1 pseudogene is annotated in these 784 nt (G+C 68.6%); it reads left to right on the top strand.

The annotated features are described in order from the left end of the window. Positions 1-784 (top strand): annotated as a pseudogene (locus NMG10_RS25815) (hypothetical protein); the annotation flags it as partial.

Raw genomic sequence — 784 nt, forward strand, 5'->3', positions numbered from 1 at the left:
TGGTCGCCAAGCACCAGGGCCTGCTCCGGCAACTGCTGGAGGCCTTGACCAGCCAGGACCTGAGCAAGGTCTACGACACGGTCAAGGGCCTCACCACCAGCTACGAGGGCCAGCAGTTGATGGTCAAGCCGGTGCGCGACGCCATCGGCCAACTGCTCGCCGCCACCGCCAATGCCGGCAACACCCTCCACAGCCACCTGTCCGCCGGCGCCCGGCAGATGATCGGCTACGTGCACAGCGCGGCGCTGCTGCGTTTTGCCGGGCAGCACATGACGCAGCTCGTCGTGCCGCTCAGGGCGGGCGAATACCTGAAGCTGCTCAACGAAGGCCTGCAGGCGCGCACTGATGCGCTGCTGGGCCAGCTGGACCAGGCCTTTCGCAAACCCGCCGCGCACAAGGTCAACGCCATGCTGCTCAGCGGCGCCATCACCGCGGCAGTGTCCGGCAAGCACGGCAAGGTCGTGGAGCTGGTGCTCTGGACCATGGAGAGCGCCGAGGACCTGCAGGCCCGGTTGCAGCACCTGCAGGCCAGCGTGGGTACCGACGCTGGCGAGGCGTTGCGCAGCGTGCGCATAGGGGCCGACAGCCTGCAATACCAGGCCGCCCACAGCCTGCGCCTGCTCAGCCTGAGCGCGGAGCAGACCCGCGCCCTGGCCCGTGAGGCCATGGGCAACCTGCGCAGTGGCTTGTCTGGCCTGGGGCCGGGCCGCGCGGACCTGATGTTGAGCCTGGGTGGGTTGTGGTTCCAGCAGGACAGCCTGCGCAGGAATCATGACGCGCTGAC

Source organism: Pseudomonas sp. DVZ6 (assembly GCF_024259445.1).
GTDB lineage: Bacteria > Pseudomonadota > Gammaproteobacteria > Pseudomonadales > Pseudomonadaceae > Aquipseudomonas > Aquipseudomonas peradeniyensis.